Origin of the sequence: Nocardia sp. BMG111209 (assembly GCF_000381925.1) — a bacterium.
GTDB lineage: Bacteria > Actinomycetota > Actinomycetes > Mycobacteriales > Mycobacteriaceae > Nocardia.
In genome coordinates this window covers 288,295-310,289 of sequence record NZ_KB907310.1, presented here as the reverse complement: position 1 = coordinate 310,289, position 21,995 = coordinate 288,295, and the positions used below count along the sequence as shown (strand labels likewise).

The window sequence follows — 21,995 nt, the reverse complement described above, 5'->3', positions numbered from 1 at the left end:
TGCGGCCGGCCACGGTGAGGTCCACCGGGCTGCCGTGCGGGGCGCGAGACGGCCCCGAGTTCGTGTGCCGGGTCACAGGCCCGGCGGAGGTGAATCAGTCGTGGCCGGAACGGTTCTCCCGGCGCTCGAGATGTGCGGCGACGACCCGGCCGATGCGGGCGAGGGCCGCGTCGGAGGTCATCCGCCAGTGCGTGGCCTGCACGGCGTGGTTGCGCACCACGCCGTCGACGGCCTCGGCCCAGCCGGCCGCGCCGGTGGCGCCGGTCGGATCGTCCAGGGCGGCCGTGAAATACAGCAGCGTGCCCTTGTACGGTCGCGGCCGGTACTCGCCGAGCAGTCGCAGTGCACCGGTCGCGGCGTCGGCCAGCCGCGCGAGCCGCTCGGCGCCGAGCGAGGCGAACGGCTCCGGTCCGGCGGCGAGATGTCCGGCCAGATCCGCGATGTCGGTGATCCGTTCGGGGTCCGCGCCGAGATCGTCTCCGTCGCCCAGCAATCCGCCGAGCAGTTCGCCGAGCGGTAGCGCGGCCGGCTCCCCGGCGGCGCCCAGCGTGCTGTCGAGGACGCCGAGCAGGGCCACCGGCTGTCCCTCGGCCTGCAACCGCACCGCGACCGCGTGGGCGAGCACGCCGCCGAGCGACCAGCCGAGCAGGTGATACGGGCCCTCCGGCTGCACCGCGCGGATCTCCCGGACGTAGCGCGCCGCCCACTGCTCGATCGAATCCGGTATCACGGCCGCGGGATCCAGTGCGGGCGACTGCAATCCGTACAGCGGCCGGTCGGACTCCAGATGTGCGGCCAGCCCCGCGAAGGACCAGGCCAGACCGCTCACCGGATGTACACAGAACAGCGGCTCCCGGCCCGCGACCACACCGCCGGGGCCGATCGGCCGCAACGGCAGCAGTACGTCGAACGCGGCGCCGGCGTCGATCCGGCCGCGATCGTCGCGCCGGCTCACCAGGTGCGCGATCAGTCCCGCGGGGGTGGGTGCGGCGAACAGCCAGGGCACCGGGATCTGTTCGCCCAGCAGTTCGGTCAGCCGCGCGGCCAGCCGGGTCGCCAGCAGCGAATTACCGCCCAGTTCGAAGAAGCTGTCGTCCAGCCCGATTCGCTCGACGTCGAGCGCCTCCGCGAAGGCGACGCAGACGGTCAGTTCGAGATCCGTGACCGGGGCGCGGAATTCCCGCCGGGGCGGTTGCGGCGCGGGCAGCGCTGCCCGGTCCACCTTGCCGTTGACGTTGCGCGGCAACGACTCCAGTTGCAGGATCACCTGCGGCACCATGTAGCCGGGCAGCGTCCGGGCCAGCGCCGCACGCAGTTCCGCCGGATCGACCGGATCCGTGGCCGTCAGATAGCCGACCAGCATCGTGCCCCGCGGGGCCGTGACCACCGCGTCGGTCACCGACGGCCGGGCGCGCAGCGCGTGCTCGATCTCGGCGAGTTCGATCCGGTGGCCGCGGATCTTGACCTGGAAGTCCCGGCGTTCGACGTAGACGAGTTCGCCGACGGCGGTCCGGTACACCAGATCGCCGGTGCGATAGAGCCGTTCGCCCGGCGCCCCGAACGGATCGGCGACGAACCGTTCCGCGGTGAGGTCGGGCCGGCCGAGATAGCCCCGGGCCAGTTGCACGCCACCGAGATGGAGCTCGCCGACGACACCCGCCGGGACCGGGTGCAGCCGGTCGTCGAGGACGTGTGCGCGCACACCGGGTTCCGGTACGCCGATCGGCACGACCGGACGCCGCTCGCCGGTTCCGGTGCGGTACCGGGTCACCGAGACCGCCGCCTCGGTCGGTCCGTACAGGTTGTCGAGCCGGGCGGTGGTGCGGGCCAGGGCCCGTTCGGCGGTCGCGGCGGGCAGCGCCTCGCCGATCACCAACAGCCGGCGCAGCGATCGCGGCAGCCGGTCACCGGCGACCTCGGTCAGCATCGCCAGCAGCGACGGCACCAGCGTCAGCGTGGTCACTCCGGCCGTCTCCAGCAGCCGCAGCAGCGCGGCGGGATCGGTCCCGGTGTCCGGCGGGGTTAGCACGATCCGGGCCCCGGCCCGCAGCGCCCACCAGATCTCCCACACCGAGAGATCGAAGGCCGCCGAGGTGTGCCACAGCACCGCGTCGTCGGCGCCGAGGCCGTATTCCGTTTGCACCCAGTCGATCTGGTGGGCCACGGCGGCGTGCGGGACGGCCACGCCCTTCGGGGTGCCGGTCGACCCGGAGGTGAAGATCGCGTAGGCGGTGTGCGCCGGGCGCAACGGGGCGAGCCGTTGGGCATCGGTCACCGGGCCGTCGTCGATTCCGGGATCTACGGCCGAGATATCCAGTACCGCAACACTGTTCGCGGGCAGCGCCATCGGCGAACGCCGCGAGGTCAGGACCAGATGCGGTGCGGCGGCGGCGAGTACGGCGGCCGTCCGCTCGGCGGGATGCGCCGGATCCAGCGGAATGTAGTACCCGCCCGCGGTCGCCACCGCGTACAAGGCGACCAGCAGATCGACGCCGCGCGGCAGGGCGAGCGCCACCGGTGTCTCCGGTCCGACGCCGCGCCCGATCAGGACGCGGGCCAGCCGGTGCACCCGGGAAGCGAACTCGCCGTAGCGCACTGCCGTGCCGTCGGCGACGATCGCGACGGCGCCGGGGGTGCGGGCCGCGTGCGCCTCGAAGGCGGCGACGACCGTATCCGGCGCCGACACCGGCCCGGTCGCGGCCCCGGCCAGCAGGGCCCGCACCTCGGCCTCGTCGAGCAGGGGCAGATCACCCACGGGCAGTTCCGGATTCGCGCAGACGGCGGACAGCAGCCGCTGCAACCGGCCGGCGAATCCGGCCACGGTCGACTCGTCGAACAGCGCCACGGCGTAGGTGAGGGTGGCGGCCGCGCCCAGTGGTGCGCCGGTGGCATCGTAGCGATCCGTCACCACCAGGTGCAGATCGAATTGCGACACTTCGGTTTCGACGTCGACGGTGGTGATCGTCAGGCCGGGCAGCGCGAAATCGGCCTCGGCCTGGTTGTGGAACGAATAACCGACCTGGAACAGCGGATGCCGGGCGGTGGATCGTTCCGGCTGCAACATCTCGACCAATCGGTCGAGGGGCAGCTCGGCGTGTTCGAAGGCCGCCACGTCCGCGCGCCGCACCCGATCCAGCAGTTCCGCGAAACCGGCGGCCGCGTCGACGGGTGTGCGCAGCACCAGGGTGTTCACGAACATGCCCACCACGTCGTCCAGATCCCGGTCGCCGCGACCGGCGACCGGGGTCCCGACCGCGATGTCGGCGGATCCGGACAGGCGGGCCAGCAGTACCGCGAAGGCCGCCTGCACCACCATGAACAGGGTCGCGCCGTGCGCGCGACCTAGTGCGGTCAGTCGCGCGTGCGACTGCGCGTCGATGGTGAAATCGACGTGGCCGCCGCGGGTGTCGGCCACCGGCGGCCGCGGGCGATCCGCCGGCAGGGACAGCTGGTCGGGCAGGCCCGCCAATGTCGTTGTCCAGAAACGCAATTGCCGCGACAGCACGGATTCCGGATCGTCCTCGGCGCCGAGCAGTTCCCGCTGCCAGCGGCTGTAGTCGGCGTAGCGCACCGGCAACGGCGGCCACTGCGGCGCGGCGCCGAGCCGGTGCGCGACGTAGGCGGCGGCCAGATCGCGGGCCAGCGGCACCAGCGAGGAGCCGTCGACCGCGATGTGGTGGATCACCACCACCAGCACGTGTTCGGCCGGTGACACCCGGAACAGCCGGGCGCGCACGGGAACCGAGCGGGTCAGGTCGAATCCGTCGCCGAGGAAGTCGGTGATCGCCAGGGTCAGGTGCGCGGCGGACACGTCGACGATGGGCAGGGCGGGCGCCTGTGCCGCATCCGGCGGCAGGATCACCTGTACCGGACCGGTTTCCGACAGCGGATGCAGGGTGCGCAGCGTCTCGTGCCGGGTGATCACGGCCGCGACCGCGGCCCGCAGGGCGGCCGGGTCCAGTTCCCCGGTCAGCCGCACGGTGAGCGGGATGTTGTAGGCGGTGGACTGCCGGTCGAACCGGTTGAGGAACCACATGCGCTGCTGCGCCGGCGACAGCGGGATCGGGCCCGCGTCGTTCCGCGCGGTCAGCACGGGCCGGGCCGATCCGTCGCCCCCGGAACCCACGGCCGCGGCCAGCGCCGCCACCGTGGCGTGTTCGAAGACGGTGCGCACCCCGACGGCCGCCGACAGCCGCGCGCTCAGGCGGGTCGCCAGCTGGGTCGCGGTCAGCGAATTACCGCCCAGCACGAAGAAATCGTCGTCGAGGCCGATCCCGGCGACGTCGAGACCCAGCAGGTCGGCGATCGTCTCCGCCACCGCGCATTCGGCCACCGTGACCGGCGGCCGGAAGGCCGCCGATCGGAAGACCGGTTCCGGCAACGCCTTCCGGTCCAGCTTGCCGACCGGGGTCAGCGGGATCGTGTCCAGGACGGTCACCGCCGCGGGCACCATGTAGGCGGCCAGGGCGCGGCCGGCATGGGCGAGCAGCGCCGCCGGATCCACCGAACAGCCCGGCGCCGCAACCACATACGAGACCAGCCGGACCGTGCCGGTGGTATCGGTGTGGCCCACGGTCACCGCGAAGCCGACCGACGGGTGCCCCGCCAGGACGGTATCGATCTCGCCGAGTTCGATGCGCAGACCGCGCACCTTCACCTGCTGGTCGCCGCGGCCGAGGTATTCCGGGACCGGGCCGTCCGGGCCGAGGGCCCAGCGCACCAGATCGCCGGTGCGGTACAACCGGCCGCCCGCCGGGCCGTACGGATCGGCCACGAATCGTTGCGCGGTCAGGCCCGGCCGGGCGTGGTAGCCGCGGGCCAGACCGGGCCCGCGCAGATACAGCTCACCGGCCACCCCGACGGGCACCGGCTGCAACCGGGCGTCCAGCACCACTGCCGACATGCCGTGGATCGGCGTACCCAGCACGAGCGGGTCGCCGGGCTGCAGCGCCGCGCTGATATGGGTGATGACGGTCGTCTCGGTGGGGCCGTAGGTGTTGTGGAAGTTCCGGTCGGCCCCCCACTGCCGCACCAGGTCCGGACCGTAACCCTCGCCGCCGACGGTCAACTGCCGCAGGCCGGGCAGCCGATCCGGATCCAGGGTCGCCAGCACCGCCGGGGTGAGGAAGGTGTGGGTGACCCGCTCGGCGCGCATCAGTTCGGTCAGTTCGGCGCCGCCGTAGACCCCGGCGGGCGCGACCACCATGGCCGCACCGGCGGCCAGCGCCAGCAGCAGTTCCAGCATCGCCGCGTCGAAACTCGGTGAGGCGACGTGCAATACTCGCGCGGCGGCGGTGACGGCATAGCGTTCCCGTTGTGCCACGGCCACTCCGGCGAGGCCGGCGTGGGTGGCGACGACCCCCTTCGGCACGCCCGTGGATCCCGAGGTGTAGATCATCCACGCGGGGTTGGTGATCCGCACCGGCCGCGGCCGTTCGGCGGGCTCGATCGCACCGGCGGGGATGCCGTGCAGGCGGGTCGCCGTCGTGGCGGAGTCCAGGGCCAGCCAGGCGGCGTCGCCGGGCAGCCCGGCGCGATGCCGATCCAGGGTGAGGCCGATCGTGGCGCCGGAATCGGTCAGCATGTGGCGGATCCGGTCGGCCGGATAGGTCGGGTCGACCGGGACGAAGGCGGCGCCGGTCTTGGCGACCGCCCACACCGCCAGCAGCCATTCGGCGCTGCGCGGAATCGCGATGGCGACGAAATCCTCGGCGCCGACCCCGGATTCGAGCAGCAGCCGGGCCAGCCGGTTGGACTGCTCGTCGACCGCGTGATACGCGAGTTCCCTTCCGCCGCAGACGATCGCGACGGCCGCCGGATCGGGTGCGACCGCCGCGGCCATCAGATCGGCCAGGGTGAAGCCGGGCACCGGCCGCGGCGCGTGCGCGCGCAACAGCCGCTCGCGCTCGGCGGGGCCGAGGATGTCGATCGCACCGATCGGCATCTCCGGATCGGTGGTCACCGCGCCGAGGATCCGGCCGAACCGGCGCAGCAGATCGGCCGCCGCGGATTCGTCGAAAAGATCGGTGGCGTAGTTCAGTTCGATCGGCAGATAGCCCTCGTCGTCGATCTCGCCGCCCACGGTGAACTGGAGATCGAACCGGGCCACCGGCTCGTCGAACCCGACCGGTTCCAGCACCAGGCCGGGCACCGCGTGCGCGGGTGAAACCCGTTGCGCGGTCTGATGACTCAGGGTCACGGTGAACAGCGGATGGCGCGCCTGCGTGCGCGGCACCCCGAGGTCGTCGACGAGCCGCTCGAACGGCAGCGTCGCATGTTCGAAGGCGGCGAGGTCGGCCTCGCGGGTCTCGGCGAGCAGCGCGGCGAAGGCGCGGTGCGCGGCGGGCCGGGTGCGCAGCGCGACGGTGTTGACGAACATGCCGACCAGGTCGTCGAGCGCGGCCGCGCCGCGCCCGGCGACCGGTGTGCCGATCACGATGTCGTCCGTGCCGGACAGCCGGGCCAGCAGTACCGCCAGGGCCGCGTGCAGCACCATGAACTCGGTCGCGTTGTGCCGCGCGGCCGTCCGGGCCAGCCGGACCCCGAGGCCGTCACCGAGACGTCCGAGCACCGTCGCCCCGCGCTTGGAGGCGACCGCCGGCCGGGGCCGGGTCGTCGGCAGCACGGGATCGCCGGGCAGTTCGCGCAGGGCCTCCCGCCAGTAGCCGAGTTGCTCGTCGGCGGTCTCGGCGAGGCGGCGATGCTGCCAGAGCGCGTAGTCGGCGTACTGGATCGGCAGCGGCGCCCAGGCCGGTGCGCCGTCCGTGCGGCGGGCGACGTAGGCCGTGATCAGGTCGCGCAGCAGCGGATTCAGCGACAGTCCGTCGGCGGCGATGTGATGCAGCACGACCACCAGGACGTGGGTGTCCGCGGATTCCCGCAGCAGCAGGGCACGGACCGGGGGTTCGGCGGTCACGTCGAATCCGGTGGCGATGAAGGCGGCGAGCCGATCCGGCGCCGGCGACACCGGGTCGACGTCGAAGTGCGGCGCCAGCGAATCCGGCGGCAGCACCAGCTGATACGGCGTGCCGTCCGCGTCCGCGGGGTACCGCGTGCGCAGCGGCTCGTGCCGGGTGACGACATCCAGGAAGGCGGTTCGCATCGCCTCGTGGTCGAGATCACCGAGGATCCGGACCGCGACCGGGATGTTGTGCGCCGGTGACGCCGGGTCGAGGCGGTTCACCAGCCACATCGCCCGCTGCACCGGGGACAGCGGAATCTGTTGCGGCCGGAAGGTATTCGGTGTCGGCGCGTCGGCCTCGGCCGCGGGCCCGCCGGTCAGTGCCGCCGCCAGGTCGCGCACCACCGGGGTGTCGAACAGCTGCCGGACCGTGACCCGGCGACCGAGCCGATCGGCCAGGCGCGCGGCGACCCTGGTGGCCACCAAGGAATTTCCGCCCAGGGCGAAGAAGTCGTCGGCGGCGCCGACCCGGGTGCGGCCGAGCACCTCGCGGTACACATCGGCCACGGCTCGTTCGAAACCTGTTCCGGGCGAAGCATATTCGATGACGGTCGCGACCGGATCGCCGCCGATCGGGTCGGCCGGAACGGCTTCGGCGAGCACCGTCGTCCCGTCCTGCCATCGCGCCCGAATACCGGTGCGGAACATGCGGGCACCGGCCGGGTCGAACGGATCGGGCAGGAATCGCGCCGCGGTATCGCCGGGGCGGTCGTGGTAGCCGCGGGCCAGCCGGTCACCGGCCAGATACAGCTCGCCCACCGCGCCGGGCAGCGCCGGGCGCAAACGCGCGTCGAGGAGGTAGGCGCGGCTGTTGGCTGTGGGGCGGCCGAGTAGCGCGCTCCCGTCGGCACCGGATGTGAGCAGGTGGGTCAGGGCCGCGGGCGCTTCGGGCCGCGGATACAGCGCGTCCACCGGCGATTCGCCCGGGATCGGACCCGCGGCCGGTAGGCCGAGGCGGATCACCCGTCGCAGCGAGGTGCCACGGTCGTCACCCGGGATCGGCCCGGTGTGCCCGGACGGCAGATCCAGCACGGAGACTTCGTGATCCGCGATCAGCGCCGCCAGTGTCGCGCTGTCCGGCCACGGGTCGGCGTCGCCGGTCACGACGATCGTGCCACCCACCCGCGGCACCGCCAGCAATCCCCAGATCGAATCCGGATGCGGCAGATGGACATCCGTCGCGCCGAGCTCGAATTCGCGTTGCAGCCAGGACAAGTGGTCGACGAGCGCCGCATGGGTCAGCACGGCGGCGCCCGGGACACCGGTGTCCGGCTCGGCGGGCACCACCAGGGCGGCGTGGCCGGGCCGCAGCGCCGCCGTCCGATCGGCATCGCCGAGCGGTTCCGCGGAGAAGTGGGACGGGTCGTGAGCGCCGAGCCCGATCTCGTCCCCGGATCCGGCGCCGAGGGTCACCACCCGCGCCGACGCGGGCGGCTCCCCCGCGGTGCCCGGAAGTATCACGGCGGCACCGGCTTTCAGCACGGCGTAGACGGTGACGACCAGTTCGGTGCCCCGGCCGACCCGCGGCAGCACCAGGGTCTCGGGGCCGACGCCGAGCGAGGCGAGCAGGCGCGCGAGCCGGTTGGATCGGCCGTCGAGTTCGGCGTAGCTCAGTTCGGCGGCGGCGAGATCGCGTCCGGTGACGCAGCGGACCGCGATCCGATCCGGGGTGCTCGCCGCCTGGGCCTCGAATTCGTCCGGGACCAGTTCGGGCGGGAACACCTCGTGCCGGACGGCGGTACCCGCGGCGATCAGCGCGGTGCGCTCGTCCGCGTCCAGCAGTGCGGCGTCGCCGACCGGCCGGGCCGGATCGGTGGTCACCGCGGCCAGCAGGCGGACGAAGCGAGCGGCCAGGACGGCGATCGTCCCGGCGTCGAAAAGGTCGGTGGCATAACTGAATCGGAAGTCGTCGCCGGTGACGGTGAGTTGCAGGTCGAACTGTCCGGCGGAGACCTCGAGCCCGGTGTCGGAGACGGTCAGGCCGGGCAGCTCGAGCGTGATCGGCGCGAGGTTCTGGAACACCAGCAGGACCTGCACGAGCGGATGCCGCCCGGCCGATCGCGGCGGATCGAGGGCCTCCACCACACGCTCGAACGGCACGTCGGCGTGGGCGAAGGCGTCGAGCGCGCCGGTGCGAACCCGATCCACCAGCGCCGCGAAGGATTCCGCGGCGTCGACGCGCGTGCGCAGCACCAGGGTGTTGACGAACATGCCGACGAGATCGTCGAATTCGGGGCGGCCGCGGCCCGCGACCGCCGTGCCGATCGCGATGTCGTCGCTGCCGCTCCACCGTGCCAGCAGCGCCGCGAACGCGGCCTGGGTGACCATGAACGGCGTTGCCTCGTAACGGTTCCCGAGTTCACCGAGGGCGGCGATCAGGGCCGGCTCGAGCGGAATCTCGAGATGTGCGACGCGATGCGACGGCGCGAGCGGCCGGGGCCGGTCGGCGGGCAGCACCAGTTCGGCGGGCATCCCGTGCAGGCGCCTCCGCCAGTACGCCAGCTGGCGCGCGGCGCGCGATGCCGGATCGGTCTCGTCGCCGAGCAATTCGCGCTGCCAGTGCGCGTAATCGGCGTACTGCACGACCGGTTCGGGCCGATCGGCCGGGTGGCCCGCCCGCCGGGCCGCGTAGGCGACGGCCAGATCGCCCGCGAGCGGGCCCAGCGAGAAGCCGTCGGCGGCGATGTGGTGGAGCACCACGGCGAGCAGATGTTCCTCGTCCGTGACCGGCGCCAGGCCGATCCGCACCGGCACGCTCGCGGTGACATCGAAAGGAGCGCCGAGGAATTCGGCGACGACCTCCGCGCCGGCGAGATCGGTGAGGGCAGCCCCCGCGACGCCGATGCGCTGATATCCGAGGCCGTCCACCTCGGGGTAGACCGTGCGCAGGGTGTCGTGCCGGGCCACCACATCGGCCCACGCCGCGGCCAGGGCCGTGGCGTCCAGGGCCCCGCGCAGCCGCAGGACCACCGCGATGTGGTGGGCCGAGCCCTCGGGATCGAGGCGGTTGAGGAACCAGAGTCGTTGCTGCGCCGGGGACAACGGCTCGAGCTCCGCGCGCGGCCGGGCGACCGGCGGCGGGGCGGTGGCGGTGCCGGTGCGGGCCGCGACCGCCCGCGCCAGCGCCGCGACGGTGCTGTGCTCGAACAGCATTCGCGGCGGCACGTCCGCGTCCCAGGCGTCGGCGAGCCGCGCCGCCACCCGGGTCGCGAGCAGCGAGTTGCCGCCCGATTCGAAGAAGTCGTCGTCGGCGCCGATCCGCTCCAGACCGAGCAGTTCGGCGAAGACGGCCGCGACCGCCGACTCCGCGGCGGTGCCCGGCGCCCGGAAGCGACGCGCCGCGAGCACCGGGGCGGGCAGCGCGCGGCGATCCAGTTTGCCGGAGCTGTTCAGCGGCAACCGTTCCAATACGGTCACCACCGACGGGACCATGTACGCGGGCAGCCGCCGGGCCGCCTCGGCGGTGACGGTGTCGACGGCGAGTTCGGCGCCGGCCGTGGCGACCACATAGGCCACCAGATGATCGCCGGTGTGCGGATCGGCGTGCACGACCACGGCGGCCTGCGCGACGGAATCCAGTGCGGTGAGCACCGATTCGATCTCACCGAGCTCGATCCGCAAGCCGCGCAGCTTCACCTGGAAGTCGGTGCGGCCCAGGTATTCCAGCTCGCCCGCCGGGGTCCAGGCCGCGAGATCGCCGGTGCGGTAGAGGCGGCCGCCGGTGCCGAACGGATCCGCGACGAATCGCTCCGCGGTGGTTCCCGGCCGCGCGAGATACCCGCGCGCCAATTGCGCACCCGCGAGGTACAACTCACCGGGTACGCCCGGGGGCACCGGCCGCAGGCGGGCGTCGAGGACGTAGACCCGGGTGTTGAACACGGGCCGGCCGATCGGGACGGTCAGCGTATCGGCGTCGGTCACCTCGTGGGCGGTGACGTCGACCGCGGCCTCGGTGGGGCCGTACAGGTTGTGCACCTGCGCGGCACCGGCGGCCCGCAGCCGCTGCGCGACCGCCGCGGGCAGCGCCTCGCCGGAACAGAACACGTGGCGCAGGCTCGGGCACCGCGCGGCCGCCTCGTCGGCGAGGAACACCGCGAGCATCGACGGCACGAAGTGGGCGACCGTGATCTGTTCGGCGGCGATCAGCTCGGCCAGGTACCGCGGATCGCGGTGGCCGTCCGGGGCGGCGAGCACCAGGCGCGCGCCGATCTGCAAGGGCCAGAAGAACTCCCAGACCGAGACGTCGAAGGTGGCGGGCGTCTTCTGCAACACCGCGTCGTCCTCGTCGAGGACGTATTCGTCCTGCATCCAGACCAGGCGGTTGACGATCGCCTCGTGCGTCACCGCGACCCCCTTCGGGCGTCCGGTCGATCCCGAGGTGAACAGCACGTACGCGGTGTGGCCGCCGCGCAACGGGGCCCGGCGGTCGGTGTCCGGCACCGGCCCCGCGTCGAGGTCCGACAGGTCGAGTTCGTCGACCCGGATCGCGGGCACACCCAGATCGGCGTCGTCCGCGGCGGTGGTGAGCGCGCAGAGCGGATCGGCCACGGCCAGCACGTATTCGGTGCGGTCGCGGGGATGGTCCGGATCCAGCGGCAGGTATCCGCCGCCGGCCACGGTCACCGCGTACATGGCGACCACGAGTTCCACCGAGCGGCGAATGTGCAACGCCACCAGCGTGTCCGGGCCGACGCCCAGGCCGATCAGGTGGCGGGCCAGCCGGTTCACCCGTCCGGCGAATTCGGCGTAGGTCAGCTGCGACCCCTCGAAGGTGAGGGCCACGGCCGCCGGGTCGCGCTCGGCCCGGTCGGTGAACATCGAGGCGAGCGTGAGCTCCCGGGTCCCGGCGGCCTTGCCCAGCACCAGCCGGTTCACGTCGTAGTCGGTCGCGTTCCGATTCGCCAGCACCAGCAGGCGTTCGGCCGGTTCCAGCAGGTCGATGTCGCCCACCGCGACCGACGGATCGGCGACGGCGGCGGCCAGGACCCGGCGATACCGCCGCGCGAACGCGGCGACGGTGGCCTCGTCGAAGAGGTCGGTCGCATAGCCCAGTACCGCGTGCAGCACCGTCTCGGTCCCCGCGGCGAGTTCGGTCAGCGCCAGCGACAGGTCGAACTGCGCGGTGCGGATCGGCGATTCGTACGCCGTGACCTCCAGTCCGGGCAGTCGCAGCACCGTGTCGTCGCGGTGCTCGTAGGTCAGCAGCGTCTGGACGATCGGTGAATGTGCTTGGGAGCGAACCGGATTGAGTTCGTCGACGAGCAGTTCGAACGGCACGTCGGCGTGGGCGAAGGCCCGGACGTCGGCCTCGCGCACCGTGGCGAGCAGCTGCGCGAAGGTGTCCCCGGGCCGGACCGGGGTGCGCAGCACGAGCGTGTTGACGAACATGCCGACCAGGTCGTCGAGTTCGGCGGCGGACCGTCCGGCGATCGGGGTGCCGACGGCGATGTCGGTGGCGCCGGACAGGCGCGACAGCAGCGCCGCGAACGCGGTGTGGACCACCATGAACGGCGACACCCCGTGCGCGCGGCCCAGTTCCGCGATCGCGCGGGTGGTCGCCGCGTCGAGGTCGAACTCGACGGCCGCGCCCCGCCCGGAGGCGACGGGCGGGCGGGGCCGATCGGCCGGCAGTTCCAGTACCGGCGCCGCACCGGCGAGTTCGGACCGCCAGTACGCCAACTGCCGCGACAGCACCGAATCCGGATCGCCGGGCTCGCCGAGCACATCGCGCTGCCACAGGGCGAAATCGGCGTACTGCACCGGCAGCGGCGACCAGCCGGGCTCGGCCGCGGCCGCCCGCGCGCTGTACGCCACCATCAGATCGCGGGCCAGCGGCCCGGCCGACACGCCGTCCGCCGCAATGTGGTGCACGACCACGGCCAGGACGTGATCGGCGGATCCGATCCGGAACAACCGGATCCGCAACGGCACCTCGGTGCGCAGATCGAATCCGATTGCGGCGGTATCGGCCACGGCCTCGGGCACCGCGGCCGCGGTGACCTCGGACACCTCGAGCAGGCCCGGGGCGACCGCGTCGACCGGCAGCACCAGCTGGGCCGGGCCCTGCTCGTCGGCCGGATAGCGGGTGCGCAGCGTCTCGTGCCGGCCGATCAGATCGGCGACGGCGGCGCGCAGGGCCGCGAGGTCGAGGGCGCCGGTCAGCCGCATGGTGATCGGGATGTTGTAGACGGCGGACTCCGGATCGAGCCGGTTCAGCAACCACATCCGGGTCTGGGCCGCCGACAACGGGATCCGGCCCGGACGCGGTACCGCGCGCGGTCCGGCCGGCCGGTCCGCGCCGAGGACCGCCCGCGCGGCGAGCCCGGCCACCGTCGGCGCCTCGAACACCTCGCGCACGGTCAGCGCGCAGCCCAGCGTCGCGTTCGCCCGTGCGACCAGTCGCATCGCCAGCAGCGAATTGCCGCCGCGGCCGAAGAAGTCGTCGTCCGCGCCGATCGGCGCGTCCGCCACGAGCAGATCGGTGACCAGGGCGGCGAGCACCGCCTCGGCGCCTTCCCGCGGTGCGCGGAATGCGACCGTGGGAGCATTGAATTCGACCGGCGGCAATGCCCGGCGGTCCAGTTTGCCGACCGTGGTGAGCGGCATGGCGTCCAGAACCGCGATATACGCCGGAATCATGGCCGACGGCAACCGGTCCCGGAGTCCGCCGAGGACGGTCGCCGCGGACAGGGCTGTGCCCGTGACATATCCGACGAGGGCGTCCGTGCCCGCACGGTCCCGCGCCACCACCACGGCGGCGTTCGCGACGCCGGGCAGGCCGGTCAGCGCCGCCTCGATCTCGCCGAGTTCGATGCGCTGGCCGCGCAGCTTGATCTGGAAGTCGTTGCGGCCCAGATAGACGATGGCACCGGCGGCGTTCCAGCGCGCCAGATCGCCCGTGCGGTACATCCGGGCGCCCCCGTCGCCGAACGGGTCGGCGACGAATCGCTCGGCGGTCAGGCCGCCCTGTCCGTGATATCCGCGGGCCAGCTGCACCCCGGCGAGATACAGCTCGCCGGCGACCCCCGGCGGCACCGGCCGCAGCCGGGCGTCGAGGACGTATGCGCGGGTGTTCCAGCAGGGGCGGCCGATCGCGACCTCGAATTCGCCGTCGGCATCGGTGAATTCGTGGAATACGGTGGAGATGGCCGCCTCGGTGGGCCCGTACGCGTTGTGCACCGCGCCGGTGACGAATCCCCGCAGCGCGGAACGCAATTCCGGTGTCAGCGCCTCGCCGCCGGTGTGCAGGTGGCGGAACGAGCGCAGCGCCTCGCCGCGGCCCTCCGCGACCAGCGCCGCGAGGACCGAGGGCACGTGCTCCGCGATGGTGATCCGGTGTTCGGTCATCAGGTCGGCCAGATAGCCGAGGTCCAGATGGCCGCCCGGCCGCGGCAGGATCAGCGGCGCGCCGACCACCGCGGGCAGGAAGCATTCCCACACCGAGACGTCGAAGGTCAGCGGGGCGCGTTGCATGATCCGGTCGGCGGCGGTCACCTCGTATCGGTGCTCCAGCCAGCGCAATTGGTTCACGATCGCGCGATGATCGGTCGCCACGCCCTTCGGCTGTCCGGTGGATCCGGAGGTGAACAGGACGTAGGCGAGGTTGCCCGGCCGCAGCGGCCCGCGCCGGTCGGTGTCGCGCACCCGCTCACCGGACAATCCGGCCACCGTCGGATCGGCGGCGTCCAGACGCCGGACCTGTTCCGGCAGTGCGGGATTCGCGCCACCGGCGGTCAGCACCAGCCGCGCGCCGGCGGCGGTCAGGGTGCGCGCCACCCGATCGGCGGGATGGTCCGGATCGATCGGCAGGTAGGCGCCGCCGGCCCGCACGATCGCGTGGACCGCGACCACCATATCGATGCCGCGCTGCGCCGCCAGGCCGACGACGGTGTCGGGGCCGACACCCGCCCGGATCAGGGCGCGGGCCAGCCGATTCGATCGGATGTCGAGTTCGCCGTAGCTGATCGAGGCGTTCCCGGACACCGCCGCCGTGGCCCCCGGGGTGGCGGTCGCGCGGTGATCCAGCAGATCCGCGAGGGTTTCCGGGTTCAGCTCGCGGCCGGTGGCGTTGCGCTCCACCAGCAGCAGCCGGCGCCCGGCGGTACCGACGAGATCCACATCGGCCGCCGCCGTGCGGGTGTCGGCCACCATCGCGGACAGCACCCGCTCGTACATCGCGAGCAGGCCGCAGACGGTGGCCGGATCGAACAGGTCCGCCGCGTAGTGCAGGTGGATGTCGATACCCGCGGGCGCGCCGGTGGCGTCGTGCGCGGCGGCCAGCGTCCAGTCCAGGTCCAGGTCGATGGGTGCGATCGCGGCGTCGACCGGTTCGATCGCCAGGCCCGGCAGGCGCAGGTCGATCGGCGCCTGGTTCTGCAGGGTCAGCATCACCTGGTACAGCGGCGCATGTGCCTGGGACCGAACGGGATTCACCGCGTCCACGACCTGCTCGAACGGCAGTGCCGCATGGTCGAAGGCCGCGAGATCGGCCTCGCGGACCGAGTCCAGGATCTCCGCGACGGTCGCCTCCGGGCGAATCCCGGTGCGCAGCACCAGGGTGTTGACGAACATGCCGACCAGGTCGTCGAGGGCCTCCTCGCCGCGACCGGCCACCGGCGTCCCGATCACGATGTCCCCGGTGCCGGACAACCGGGCCAGCAGCAGCGCCAATGCGCTGTGCAGCACCATGAACGGGGTCACCCGCCGGGCATCCGCCAGGGCGAGGACCGCGCGGTGCAGATCGCGATCGATCCGCCCGCTCAGCGCGCCGGCCCGCTGGCCGGCCACCGCCGGGCGGGGCCGATCCGTCGGCAGTTCCAGCACATCCGGTACCCCGCGCAGCGCATGGGTCCAGAAGTCCAGTTGCGCGGCGAGGATCGAGCCCGGATCGTCGGCGCGGCCCAGCACCGTGCGCTGCCAGATCGCGAAATCGGCGTACTGGATGGGCAATTCGGCCCAGCCGGGCGCCGCCCCGGCGCTGCGGGCGGCATAGGCGGTGACCAGATCGCGGGTCAGCGGGCCGGCCGACCAGCCGTCCGCGGCGATGTGGTGCACGACGACGAGCAGGATGTGCACCCCGTCCGCATCGGCGGGCCGCACCAGCGCCATGCGCAGCGGCACCTCCGTGGTGACGTCGAATCCTCGCCGCACCACCGCGTCCAGGGTTGCGGGCACCTCCGCGGCCGGGGCGGAGAACAGCTCCAGCGGGACGGAACAGTCCGCGGCGGAAAGGATCTCCTGTACGGCGACACCGTCGCGTTCGGGATAGCGGGTGCGCAGCGTCTCGTGCCGGGCGATCACGTCGCCGAGGGCGGCGCGCAGCGTGGCGACGTCCAGATCTCCGGTCAGGCGCAGCGCGAACGGGATGCTGTACCCCGCGCCGCCGGCGTCGAACCGGTTGAGGAACCACAGCCGCTGCTGGGCGATCGACACCGGAATCGCCGCGTCGCGCGGCGCCCGGGTCAGCGCGGGCAGCGCCGGGCCGGAGGCGTTGTCCGGCAGCGTGATCCGCGCGGCCAGTGCGCGCACGGTCGACGCGTCGAAGACGGTGCGCACCGGGACCACGGTCCCGGTGGCGCGGGCCAGCCGCGCCGAAACCTGCGTCGCGGACAGCGAATTGCCGCCCAGCAGGAAGAAGTCGTCGTCGGCGCCGACGCGCGCCACCGCCAGGACCGCGGCGAAGATCCCGGCCACCAGGTTCTGCGCGGGGCCCATCGGTGGCCGGTACTCCGCGACCGTCACCACCGGTTCCGGCAGCGCCCGGCGATCCAGCTTGCCCACCGGGGTCAGCGGGATCTTGTCCAGGATCACGATTCCCGAGGGCACCAGATGCGAGGGCAGGCTGCGCGCGGCGAATTCGGTCAGCTCGGCCGGTTCCGGCGCGGCGCCCGGCCGCGGCAGCACATAGGATACGAGAATCGTTGCGCCCGAACTGTGTTCACGGCCGAGCGTGGTGACGAAATCGACCCCGGGATGGGCCGCGAGCACCGCGTCGATCTCGCCCAGTTCGATGCGGACCCCGCGGATCTTCACCTGGAAGTCGGTCCGCCCGACGTATTCCAGTTCGCGGCGGCCGTCGTACTCGACCCACCGGACCACATCGCCGGTGCGGTACATCCGGTCGCCGGGCGCGCCCCACGGATCGGGCAGGAACCGCTCGGCGGTGAGACCGGGCCGGTTCCGATACCCCCGTGCCACACTGGGTCCGGCGACATACAGCTCACCGGCCACCCCGATGGGGGCCGGGTGCAGCCGGGCGTCGAGCACCAGGGCGGTCACCCCGGGCAGCGGGGTGCCGATGGTCAGCGGCCGGCCGGGGGCCAACTGCGCGCTGGAGACCGCGATGGTCGCCTCGGTCGGACCGTAGGTGTTCAGATAGCGACGGCCGGAATGCCATTTGGCCAGCAGTTCCGGCGTGGTGACATCGCCACCGACGACGGCGACCTCGAGTTGGCCCTGCCCCTCCGGGTCGACCGTGCTCAGGACCGCGGGAGTGAAGATCGCGTGGGTGACGGACTCCGACCGCAGCAGTGCGGCCAGCTCCGGGCCGCCGATGATCCGCGGCGGCACGATCACCAGCGTGGCGCCGGCCGACAGGGCCGAGATCCATTCCAGCACCGAGGGATCGAAGCTCGGTGAGCACAGTTGCAGGAACCGGTGACCCGGCCGCAGGCCGTAGGTGGTCCGCGCGTACTCGGCCAGCGCGGCCAGACCGGTGTGGGTCACGGTGACGCCCTTGGGCGTACCGGTCGATCCCGACGTGTAGATGACATAGGCGGGATGGGTGATCCGCACCGGCACAGTGCGTTCCGCGTCCCGGATCGGCCCGGCCGCGACCCCGTCGCATTCCTGCCGGGTGGCGGGGGCGTCGAGTACCAGCCACGACACCTCGTCGGGTAGCCGATCCGCGTAGGCGGTCGTGGTGACGCCCAGCACGGGCGCGGCGTCGGTGACCATGTGCCGCAGGCGATCCACCGGATGCGTCGGATCGACCGGCACGTGCGCGCCGCCGGCCTTGGCGACGGCCAGGACCGCGATCACCAGCTCGGCCGAGCGCGGCAGGGCGACGGCGACCAGCCGTTCCGGGCCGACCCCGCGACCGATCAGAACCCGTGCCAGCCGCGAGGATTGCGCGTCGAGTTCGCCGTAGGTGATCGAGCGGCCCTCGGCGCGGATCGCGATCCGATCCCGGCCCGCGGCCAGACCGCGGGTCAGCAGATCCGGCAGCAGCGCGCCCGGGGGCGGTCCGGCGAGCCGATCCACGGTCAGCGCGCGGTACTCCGCCGGATCGATCAGTCGCAGATCACCCACGGGCGCTTCGGGATCGGCGCCGATCCCGGCGAGCAGGCGCTGGAACCGCGCGGTGAACGACTCGACGGTGGCCTCGTCGAACAGGTCGCGGGCATAGGTGAATTCGGCATCCAGTCCGGCGCCGGAGTTCCGGACGGTGAGGAACAGGTCCACCTTGGTCGCGCCGACCGCGAGATCGACCGGGCCCGCGGTGATTCCGGGCAGTTCGACGGCGGCCACCGGCAGATCGTCGACGGCGAGCGCGACCTGGAAGATCGGATGGCGTGCGGTGGACCGCGGTACGTCGAGCAGTTCCACGAGCCGCTCGAACGGCAGATCGGCGTGGGCGAACGCCCGCAGGTCCGCGGCTCTCGTCCCGGCCAGCACCTGCCGGAAATTCGCGGCGCCGGACACCCGGGTGCGCAGGACCAGGGTGTTGACGAACATGCCCACGAGATCGTCGAGTTCGGCCTCACCGCGGCCCGCGACCGCGGAACCGATCACGACGTCCTCGGTCGCGGCCAGCCGGGACAGCAGGACCGCCAGGGCGGCGTGCAGGGTCATGAACAGGGTGGCGTGTTCGCCGGCGGCGACCCGCTGCAACCGATCACGGACCGCGGCGGGCACGGTGAACCGGACCCGGCCGCCGCCGAAGGAGGGCCGCGCGGGCCGCGGCCGATCGGCGGGCAGCACCAGTTCGTCCGGGATACCGGCCAATTCGCCGCGCCAGAACGCCGCCTGGGCCGCGATGACGCTGCCCGGGTCCTCCTCGCCGCCGAGTACCGCGTGCTGCCAGATCGCGTAATCCGCGTACTGGACGGGCAATTCGGCCCAGCCCGGCGCCGTCGCGGCCGACCGGGCGGCGTACGCGGTCATGAGGTCGCGGACGAGCGGGCCGGTCGACCAGCCGTCGGCGGCGATGTGGTGCGCCACCAGCACGAGCACGTGGTCACCGGGGGTGAGCTCGAAAAGCCCGATGCGCAGGGGTATCTCGCGGGTGACGTCGAAGCCGGCCCCGACCAGCCGTTCGATCCGCTCCGGCAGATCCGCCGCCGTGGCGGTGGCGACGACGATCTCCGCGGCCGCCGCCGGTCCGGTATGGATCAGCTGATGCGGCACACCGTCCCGGTCCGGGTACGAGGTGCGCAGGACCTCGTGCCGGGTCACCACATCGGCCACGGCCGAGCGCAGGGCCGCGACGTCGAGCGCGCCGGTCAGCCGGACGGCCATCGGAATGTGATAGGCGGCAGCGGTTTCGGCGCCGCCGCCGAGTTCGAACCGATTGAGGAACCACATCCGCTGCTGGGCCATGGACAGCGGAACCGGTTCGGGCCGAACCTGTTTCGTCAGCGCGAGCCGCGCCGGGGCGGCATCGGCGACGGCGCCGGCCAGGCCGGCGACCGTCGGCGCCTCGAACAGCGCGCGCACCGGGACCGTCGCGCCGAGCACCCGGCCGAGCCGGGCGGTGACCTGGGTGGCGGCCAGGGAGTTACCGCCGAGGGCGAAGAAGTCGTCGTCGCGGCCGATCTGCCCGCGGCGCAGGATCTCCGAGAACACCTGTGCCACCGCGATTTCGGCGGGTGTCCGGGGTGGCTGGTAGTCCCCGCCGGTGACCTCCGGGATCGGCAGCGCGTCCCGGTCGAGCTTCCCGCTGCTGTTCAGCGGGAATTCGGTCAGCACCGTGACCGTCGTCGGGACCAGCCCCGACGGCAGCCGGCCGGCCAGGGCGGCGCGCAGCGACTCCGGATCGACCTCGTGGCCCGCCGCCGCGACGACATAGGCCGCGAGCCGATCGCCGGTCTCCCCGCCGATCAGCCGGGCGGCGGCCCGGCCGACACCGGGATCGGCCAGGAGCGCCGCCTCGATCTCGGCGAGTTCGAGGCGCTGACCGCGGAACTTGACCTGGAAGTCGGTGCGCCCGAGATACACCAGTTCACCGTCGGTGGTCCAGCGCGCCAGATCGCCCGTGCGGTAGAGCCGTTCACCGTGTCCCGACAACGGATCGGCGACGAAGCGGTCGGCGGTCAGATCGGGCCGGCCGTGATAGCCGCGCGCCAATTGCACACCGCCGAGGTACAACTCGCCCGGAACGCCGATCGGCGCGGGATGCAACCGGGCATCCAGCACATAGACGCGGCTGTTCCACTCCGGTTCGCCGATCGGCACCACCCGGGTGTCGGCGGCGGTGACCTCCCGCGAGGTGATCGACACCGCGGCCTCGGTCGGGCCGTACAGGTTGTGCAGCCGCGCGGCCGATACCGCCCGCACCGCCGCGGCCGTCTCCGGCGGGAAGGCCTCACCGATGACGAAGATGTCCCGCAGCGTGGACAATTCGGCGGGCCGGGCGTGCGCGGCGAACACCGCGAGGACCGACGGTACGAAGTCGGTGACGGTGACCCGGTGCCGCGCGGTCAGTTCGGCCAGCTGCCGGGGGTCGCGGTGCCCGTCCGGGCCCGCCAGGACCAGGGTCGCGCCCACCCGCAACGGGAGGAAGTAGCCCCACAGCGAGACGTCGAAGGTGGCCGGCGTCTTCTGCAGGTACACATCGGACGCGCGCAGGCCGTATTCGTCCTGCATCCAGGCCAATTGGTTCGCGATCGCCCGATGGGTGACGGCGACGCCCTTCGGCCGTCCGGTCGAGCCGGAGGTGAACAGCACGTAGGCGGGATGGTCGGGATGCAGTGGCGCGGTGAGTTCGCTCTCCCGGATCCCGGTCGCCGGACGGGCCGCCAGGGCGGCCTCGTCCAGTTCCTCGACCGGCATGTCCGGCAGCGCAGGCAGTCCCGAGCCCGGGGTGGTCAGGATCAGCCGGGGCCGGGCGGTCTCGACCACGTGCCGGATCCGTTCCACCGGATGCCCCGGATCGACCGGCACGTAGGCGCCACCGGCGCGCAGCACCGCATACATGGCGACGACGAGTTCGATCGAGCGCGGAATGGCCAGTACCACCAGCGTTTCCGGGCCCACGCCGGCCTCGATGAGCCGGCGCGCGAGCCGGTTGGCCCGCTCCGACAGCGCGGTGTAGGTCACCTCGATGTCGCCGGCGATCAGCGCCCGGGCATCCGGGTTGCGCCGCACCTGGGCGTCGAATCCCTCGTGCAACAAGCGATCCGGCACCCGGTGCCCGCTGGCGTTCCAGCTCTCGGTGACATAGTCCAGCTCGCCCGGATCCAGCAGGTTCACCTCGCCGACCGGTCGATCCGGATCGGTGGTGACCGCGGTGAGCAGCCGGATCAACTTGGCCGCGAACTCCTGCACGGTGGCCGGGTCGAACAGATCGGTGGCATAGGTGAATTCGGCGCGGTACCCCTCCGCCGCGGCGGGCTCCGAAACGGTCAGCTGGAGGTCGAATTTGGCGACCGTGACCGGAGCGTCGACGAGTTCCGCGGTGAGACCGGGGAACTCGGGCGCGGTAGCCGGGAGGTTCTGCAGGAACAGCGCCACCTGGAACAGGGGATGCCTGCCCCGGGATCGGGGCGGGTCCAGGACTTCCACGATCCGCTCGAACGGCACGTCCCGATGGGCGAAGGTCCGCAGCGCGACATCCCGGGTGCCGGCGAGGAGTTCGGCGAAGGACCGATCACCGGACACCCGGGTGCGCAGCACCAGGGTGTTGACGAACATTCCGACCAGATCGTCGAGGGCCCGGTCGCCGCGCCCGGCGTCCGGTGAGCCGACGGCGATGTCGGTGGTGCCGGACAGGCGGGCGAGCAGGGCCGCCAGCGCGGTGTGCAGCACCATGAAC

Annotated in this window: 1 protein-coding gene (running past one end of the window); it reads right to left on the bottom strand. The window is 72.7% G+C overall.

Translation table 11 applies throughout. The features are described from left to right. Positions 1–94 precede the first annotated feature (94 nt). Positions 95–21,995, bottom strand: the 3' portion of a protein-coding gene (locus G361_RS46280) for a non-ribosomal peptide synthetase (protein ID WP_036496594.1). 2,930 nt of this gene lie beyond the right edge of the window; only the last 21,901 of its 24,831 coding nucleotides appear in the window; its start codon lies off the right edge, out of view; it ends in the stop codon at positions 95–97.